Genomic DNA, 7,484 nt, shown 5'->3' with positions numbered 1-7,484 from the left:
CTTCAGGCATTGGCCGAACAGTCACGTATTGTTCGTTTACCATTGAATAAAATTGGTTCGATTAATAAAATTAACAAAATGTATGCTTTGTTAGAGCAATCTAACGAGCGCGCTCCTTCAGCAGAAGAAATTGCACAAGAATTGGACATGACCGTGAATGACGTAAAAGAGAGTATGAAAAACTCCGGTCGTCATTTATCGATGGATGCACCGCTTGTGGAAGGTGAAGATTCCAACTTATACGACGTTTTACGTTCAGGAGAATCACCAAATCCGGACAGAGAATTGATTCACGAATCACTACGTACGGAAATCGAAAGAGCCTTGGAAACCTTAACTCCAAGAGAAGCGGATGTAGTACGTTTATACTTCGGTTTAGGCGACCAACACCCGATGACATTGGAAGAAATCGGCGAAACTTTTGACTTAACTCGTGAGCGTGTACGTCAGATTAAAGAGAAAGCCATCCGAAGATTGAAACATACTTCAAGAAGCAAAATTCTTAAGACTTACTTAGGATAGTTGGAAAAATCGTTAAAAAGTTGTAAATTCAATTGTTTATTATAACTTTACAACCGAAAATTTACACATTCCTATAAAAATATTGAAAGCAACAACAGTTTCAATAACTGTTCGTTTTTTGATTGATGATTGAAACTCCGGCTGATTACCGGAGTTTTGCTTTTTATGAATCAAAACTCCAGTCAGTTCGCGTTAGAACGCTCGGGTTTCCGGAGTTTTGCTTTTTATAGTATCTTTGCAAAAACAACACAACATTAATACCCATGAGTAAACAAACCCTAATAGCACCATCAGTGCTTGCGGCAGATTTCGCCAATTTACAACGCGATATCGAAATGATCAACCAAAGTGAGGCTGATTGGTTTCACATCGACATTATGGACGGCGTATTTGTGCCGAATATTTCTTTCGGGATGCCGGTATTGGAAGCCATCAACAAACATGCAAAAAAAACCATCGACGTACATTTGATGATTGTCGATCCTGACCGTTACATCAAAACGTTTAAAGATTTAGGTTCCGATATCCTAACCGTGCATTATGAAGCCTGCACGCATCTACACCGTACTTTACAGGCAATTAAAGCTGAAGGGATGAAAGCCGGAGTAGCTTTAAATCCTCATACCAATGTTGCGCTTTTGGAAGATGTAATCAACGATATTGATTTGGTTTGCATCATGAGTGTAAACCCAGGTTTTGGCGGACAGTCTTTTATTGAAAATACCTATAAAAAAGTAAAACAATTAAAAGAAATGATTGTTCGCAACGGAGCTTCTACGCTTATAGAAATAGACGGTGGTGTAACCAATAAAAACGCCCGACAGTTGGCCGAAGCCGGCGCCGATGTTCTGGTAGCAGGAAGCTATGTTTTTAAAGCCGAAAACCCTATTGCAACGGTTGCCCATTTAAAACAAATCACCACATTATAAAAAACTAAAAAAGGCGCTGATTACAGCGCCTTTTTTTAATCGTATTGTTTTAACAGGTACCGAATCAAATCGGTTGTTGTTACTATTCCCACCAACAAATCACCTTTGCATACCGGCAACGCATGAAACTCTTTCGAAGCCAATATTTCCGCGGTTTCTTTAATAGTTGTCTCGGGCGCGACCGTAACCAAGTGTTTGCTCATGACTTGTTCTACAGTAAACATATTATAAACCGTTACGTCCACTACTTCATCTTCATCATCCACGGCATCCACAAAAGAAATCCTAAGCAAATCGCCATAACTCAATATCCCTAAAATCTTATTCCCGTTCACTACCGGAATATGGCGAATTTTATGTTGTTTAAACAAACTTTCCGCTTTTGTCAAATCATCTGTAATATTTAATTTTACTACATTTTGTGTCATTATGGTAGACACGTTAACATGTTGTTTCATAGCCGTAATGTATTGATTATGAATAAAATTACCACTATAAAGTTACAAAACAACTGACAAATATCAGGTAAAACTAAAACTTGATATTTCCTGTTATTTCATTTAACATAACCTCTGAAATTTTTGCCTGAAATTTAGCACTGCTGTTTCGGGCAATGGCGTTAACATAGTTTTGCTGCGCATTTCGGAATTCAATTGTAGGAATGGTTCCGATTTTAAATTTATCCAGAGTAATTTCCAGATTTCGCTTAGCAATCGCTTCATTACTTTCTTCCAGTTTAGCCAACTCAACATTGGTGAGATACGTCTGAAACAGGGAAGCCAACTGTGAACTGATTGTTTGTTTCTGCTGCTCGATAGCGAGTGTCGCATTTTCCACCTGAAGCTTTGCAATTTTTTCATTTCGGTTCTGAAGAAATCCATTAAAAACATTCACCGAAGCCGAAACCCCATAATTCAAACCTCGGGCAGCCGATTGAGAAACAAACCCCAAACTCGATTCGGATCGGTTAAAATTATAACCGGTATTCAGTTTTACTGTCGGATATCGGTTCGCCCGTACCTGTTTTAATTCCAATTCGGTTACGGTTTTATTTATCAGTGCCAATTGCAATTGTGGATTTTGCTTTTCCACCAAAGCGTTCAAATCCACAAGTTTCAGCGTATCATCAACCGCAACCGTTTCCACAACTTTAAAATCAGTAGCAACATCGCGGGCCAAAAACTCGTTCAAACGAATTTTTGTGGTTTCAAAAACCTCTTTCTGTTTCAGTAAATTCGAAAAATCGGTATTTAAATCCACCTGAGCATTCAACACTTCCAATTTGGATGCTTTCCCGATAGTAAAACGATTCTCAGCCGTTTTCAGTCGCTGTTTCGAAATCACAATGGTAGTATCCAGCGCTTTTAGCAATTGCTGTTGCTGTACCAAATCGTAATAAGTCGTCATTACATCGCTGACTTTCGTCAAAACCGTCATTTTCAATTGAACTTCACCTTGTTTTTCAAGCGATTTCAACTGATCGTATCGGGCAAACATCTTAAAACCGTCAAAAACAGTCCATCCTAAATTCACTCCGTAAACCAAACTGTTATTTTTGGCATTCTCTAACTCCCGAACTTCTCCGGTAGCTTGTGTTTGCTTTGTATTCTGAATGGTATTGCTCTGCGTTAATGTAGCGTCGATTTTAGGCAACATACCGGCGTTAGCGATACTCTTATTGGTTTTACTCACTTCCGAATCGTTAGAAGCAATTTTAATATCGTAATTATTTTTAAGGGCTATCTGAACTGCTTCATCAACCGTCAGAATTTCCTGTGCCTGAGCCGATGTAAAAAAAACAGCCAGCATCAGGATCTGAAACAGCATTCTTTTTATAGTTTTATTCCTTTTCATAGTCTTTTATATTGTCAAATTCAGGACGGTGTTTTTTCTCTCGTGACCACATTAAATAAATGGCCGGAATTACGAACAATGTCAACAACAATGAAAACAAAGTTCCGCCAACGATTACCACTCCCATCCCTATTCTACTCGTAGAAGCAGCGCCCAATGACATCGCAATCGGCAACGCACCCAAAGCAATTGCTAAACTGGTCATTAATATCGGACGTAAACGGGATTCGGAAGCTTCGATAATCGCCTGATATTTCGTTTTTCCCTGCTCGCGTAACTGGTTGGCAAATTCGACAATCAGAATACCGTTTTTCGTTACCAGACCAATCAACATAATGGTTCCGATCTGACTAAAGATATTCCACGTCTGACCGAACAACCATAAAGAAAACAACGCTCCGGCAACCGCCATCGGAACCGTTAAAATAATGATGAACGGATCGATAAAACTTTCAAATTGGGCCGCTAAAATCAGGAAAATCAACAACAAAGCCAATCCGAAGGCGAATGATGTATTCGAACTACTTTCCACAAAATCGCGGGATTCGCCACTCAAATCGGTGGTAAAACTATCGTCCAATACTTTTTTCTTAACGCGTTCCATTGCTTCGATTCCGTCACTGATACTTTTCCCGGGCGCCAATCCGGCAGAAACCGTAGCGGCCATATAACGGTTATTATGATACAATTGCGGCGGACTGCTTTTCTCTTCAATAGTTACCAGATTATCCAGCTGAATGAGCTCTCCAGAAGTACTTTTAACGAAAATAGACGTCAGATCCATCGGTGCGTTTCGGTCCTTTTTGTCGAATTGCCCCATCACCTGATATTGTTTTCCGTTCATCATAAAATACCCGAAACGCTGTCCGCTCAAAGAAAGCTGAAGCGTTTGCGCCACATCAATAATGGAAACGCCCAAACTTTGCGCTTTTTCCCTGTCTATGGTTACATATACTTCCGGTTTGTTGAATTTCAGATTCACATCGGTATTGGAAAAAGTTGGATCTTTAGCTACTTCGTCCATGAAGAGCGGAATTTTTTCTTCCAGTTTTTTGAAGTTCGGCGCCTGAATTACGAACTGAATCGGCAATCCACCTCTTCGGTTTACAGCAATCGTTGGCGATTCCGATACCGATACTTTCGCTTCCGAATATTGCTTGGTCCATTTTGTTAAACCTTCGGCAATTTCTTTTTGAGAACGCTTTCTTTCATCCGGCTGTACCAAAGCAATTCGCGCTCTACCTGAGTTTACCGAAGAAGCACCGAAACCGGGCGACGTAATAATCAAACTCACTTTTTTCTCCGGAATCGAATCGTTGATTAACTCCGTCAAATCTGCCATAAAACGATCCATATAATCATACGAAGCGCCTTCCGGTGCAGTTACATTCACTCCGATAAAACTTCGGTCGTCATAAGGTGCCGTTTCTTTGGGAAGCGTACTGAAGAATAAATAAATCAATCCCATACAACCGATTAGAATTGGAAAGCTCAGCCATTTTCGTTTCATGAATCCTTCCAAAGCTTCCGCATAAGAAGAATTCATTTTTTGAAAATACGGTTCGGTTACTTCATAAATTTTTGATTTTTTCTGTTCACCGCCTTTCATGAGGTAGGCATTTAGCATCGGCGTAAGCGTTAACGACACAAAAGCCGAAATCAATACCGCAGCACCAATCACCACTCCAAATTCACGGAACAATCGTCCTACGAAACCTTCCAGAAAGATTACCGGTAAGAACACAGCCGCCAGCGTAACGGAAATTGAAATTACCGCAAAGAAAATCTCATTTGATCCTTTTATGGCCGCTTCAATCGGCGTCATGCCTTCTTCTACTTTTTTGAAGATGTTTTCGGTTACCACGATTCCGTCATCCACTACTAATCCGGTTGCCAGAACAATCGCCAACAAGGTCAATACGTTCACGGAAAATCCGCACAGATACATAATGAAAAACGTGGCAATTAATGAAACCGGAATATCAATCAACGGACGGAACGCGATGGCCCAATCCCTGAAAAAAACATAGATAATCAAGACCACTAAAATGATGGACAACAATAGTGTTTCCGCTACTTCTAAAACGGCTTTCTTAACGAAAACGGTGTTATCAATCGCGATATTCAGTTTAAAATCTTTAGGCAAATCCTTTTTTAACTGATCGTACTGTTCGTAGAACTTTTCGGCAATATCCAGATAATTGGTTCCGGGTTGCGGAATAATCGCCATCCCTACCATCGGTTGTCCCGAATCGGAAAGTTTTGTTTCAAGATTTTCTGCTTCCAACGAAGCTTTCCCCACATCACTGAACCGCACGATTTTATCGCCTTCAGCTTTAATGATGATGTCATTAAAACCTTCTTCGGTAGAAATATTTCCGATGGTTTTCACCGTCAATTCGGTATTTGCACCCGTTAATTTTCCGGAAGGCAATTCTACATTCTGCTTGTTTAAGGCTTCGCGAACTTCTGAAACTGTACAACCGTAAGACGCCAAGCGCACCGGATCAATCCACAAACGCATGGCATATTTTCGTTGGCCCCAAATCTGTACGCTACTCACGCCCGGAATGGTTTGCAGGCGTTGTGAAAGTACATTATCCGCATAATCCGTAAGTTCCAAAACATTTTTAGTATCACTCTGAACCGTCATCGTAATAATCGGTTCCGAATCGGCATCGGCTTTGGAAACTACCGGCGGAGCATCAATGTCTTGCGGCAAACTCCGAACCGCCTGCGATACTTTATCGCGAACATCGTTCGCGGCTTCTTCGAGATTCTTATCCAGATTGAATTCAATGGTAATATTACTTCTTCCCTGACTGCTCGAAGAGGTTATGTTTCGGATACCGTCAATGGAATTTACCGCTTTTTCAAGCGGCTCGGTGATTTGCGACTCGATAATATCAGCGTTCGCACCGGCATAATTCGTTTGCACTGAAATTTGTGCCGGATCGATAGACGGGAATTCACGAACACCCAAAAAAGTGTACCCGATGACTCCGAAAAGGATTAACATCAGGTTCATCACTATGGTTAAAACCGGTCTTTTTATACTTAAAGTGGATAAACTCATACTAGCTTACTTTAAGGTTACTTTAACCGGTGAATCGTCTTTTAAGGTCATTACACCGCTGGTTAAAACCGTATCTCCGGGTTTCAATCCTGATAACACTAAAACATCTTTATCGGTTCGCGCCCCGGTTTCTACCATAATTTCTTTGGCTTTTCCGTTTACCGACACAAATACTTTTTTACCGTTTTGTACCGGAATTAACGCTTCGGTTGGCACCAATAAGGCATCGTTAATTTTTTCCAGAGGCAAGGCTACGTTGGCAAACGTTCCCGGAATTAGTTTACCGTCCGGATTTTGAGCCAGCGCGCGCATTTTCAACGTTCGGGTAGCCACTTCAATTCCCGGTTCGATGGCGTAAATTTTAGCCAAAAACTGTTCTTTTGTTCCGGCAACCGTGAAAGAAAGCATCGTATTCACTTTCATTTGAGTGGCATATTTTTCCGGTATGGAAAAGGTAATCTTCACCTGACTTGTGTTGACTAAATTAGCAATTACGGTAGTTGGCGTTACGTAAGTTCCTTTAGAGATAGAACGCAAGCCTATTTTTCCTGAGAAAGGTGCCTTAACGGAAGTTTTAGCAATTTGCGCCTGTATCAATTGGGTTTGTGCTTTTGCGGAACGGAAATCGGCACTGGCGATATCGTATTCTTCCTGACTGATGGCTTCTTTCTGAAGTAACAATCGGGCTCTTCGTTCGTTTTCGGAAGCCAACGTTTGTTTGGTTTTCGCTTGTGAAAGCTGTGCTCGAAGTTCTAAATCGTTGATCTTGAAAAGCTGCTGTCCTTTAATGACAATAGTTCCTTCCTGAAAATTGATATCTTCCACAATTCCAGAAACTTCGCTTCGGATTTCAACCTGTTCATTGGCATCAATAGAACCGGATAGTGAAAGGTTATCCGAGAAAACCTGAGGTTTTAGAATAATACCGGTAACTTTTGCTGGCTTTTTATCACCTCCCGGACCTTTTCCTTTGCCGCCATCGGTATTTTGTTTGTTTTCGGATATTCGGTAGAAAATCATCCCTCCCAAAACAACAGCCAACAATAAATAAATTATGTATTTGAATTTCATACAATTAAGATAGTAGGTTTAAAACTATAAAA

At 40.6% G+C, this 7,484-nt stretch carries 6 protein-coding genes; 2 read left to right on the top strand and 4 right to left on the bottom strand.

What is annotated here, in order from left to right; all coding sequences use genetic code 11:
• Together FCR2A7T_RS07775 and rpe are read left to right on the top strand one after the other, a co-directional pair.
• A partial coding sequence (locus FCR2A7T_RS07775) for a sigma-70 family RNA polymerase sigma factor (RefSeq protein ID WP_035117854.1) occupies positions 1–522 on the top strand: 522 nt, incomplete at its 5' end.
• 263 nt (positions 523–785) lie between these two features.
• Positions 786–1,451: a ribulose-phosphate 3-epimerase gene (gene rpe, locus FCR2A7T_RS07770; RefSeq protein ID WP_023570727.1), complete on the top strand. Its 666-nt coding sequence runs from the start codon at positions 786–788 to the stop codon at positions 1,449–1,451.
• A gap of 35 nt (positions 1,452–1,486) precedes the next feature.
• On the opposite strand, the gene FCR2A7T_RS07765 is transcribed toward rpe, so the two are convergent.
• From FCR2A7T_RS07765 to FCR2A7T_RS07750, 4 genes are all read right to left on the bottom strand, one after another.
• A complete protein-coding gene (locus FCR2A7T_RS07765) occupies positions 1,487–1,909 on the bottom strand; it encodes a CBS domain-containing protein (RefSeq protein WP_035117788.1) in 423 nt (140 codons plus the stop codon).
• A gap of 73 nt (positions 1,910–1,982) precedes the next feature.
• Positions 1,983–3,278, bottom strand: a complete 1,296-nt coding sequence (locus FCR2A7T_RS07760) for a TolC family protein (protein ID WP_023570725.1) — start codon at positions 3,276–3,278, stop codon at positions 1,983–1,985.
• Between the two features lie 13 nt (positions 3,279–3,291).
• Positions 3,292–6,381, bottom strand: coding sequence for an efflux RND transporter permease subunit (locus tag FCR2A7T_RS07755; RefSeq protein ID WP_023570724.1), 3,090 nt, complete (start codon positions 6,379–6,381; stop codon positions 3,292–3,294).
• Between the two features lie 6 nt (positions 6,382–6,387).
• Positions 6,388–7,452 carry an efflux RND transporter periplasmic adaptor subunit gene (locus tag FCR2A7T_RS07750; RefSeq protein ID WP_023570723.1) on the bottom strand — a complete coding sequence of 355 codons (1,065 nt, stop codon included), beginning with the start codon at positions 7,450–7,452 and terminating at the stop codon, positions 6,388–6,390.
• Between the last annotated feature and the right edge of the window lie 32 nt (positions 7,453–7,484).

Origin of the sequence: Flavobacterium cauense R2A-7 (assembly GCF_000498475.1) — a bacterium.
In the GTDB taxonomy this organism is placed as follows: Bacteria; Bacteroidota; Bacteroidia; order Flavobacteriales; family Flavobacteriaceae; genus Flavobacterium; species Flavobacterium cauense.
Note: the sequence above shows the minus strand (reverse complement) of the source record. Positions and strands in the feature narration are given on the sequence as shown.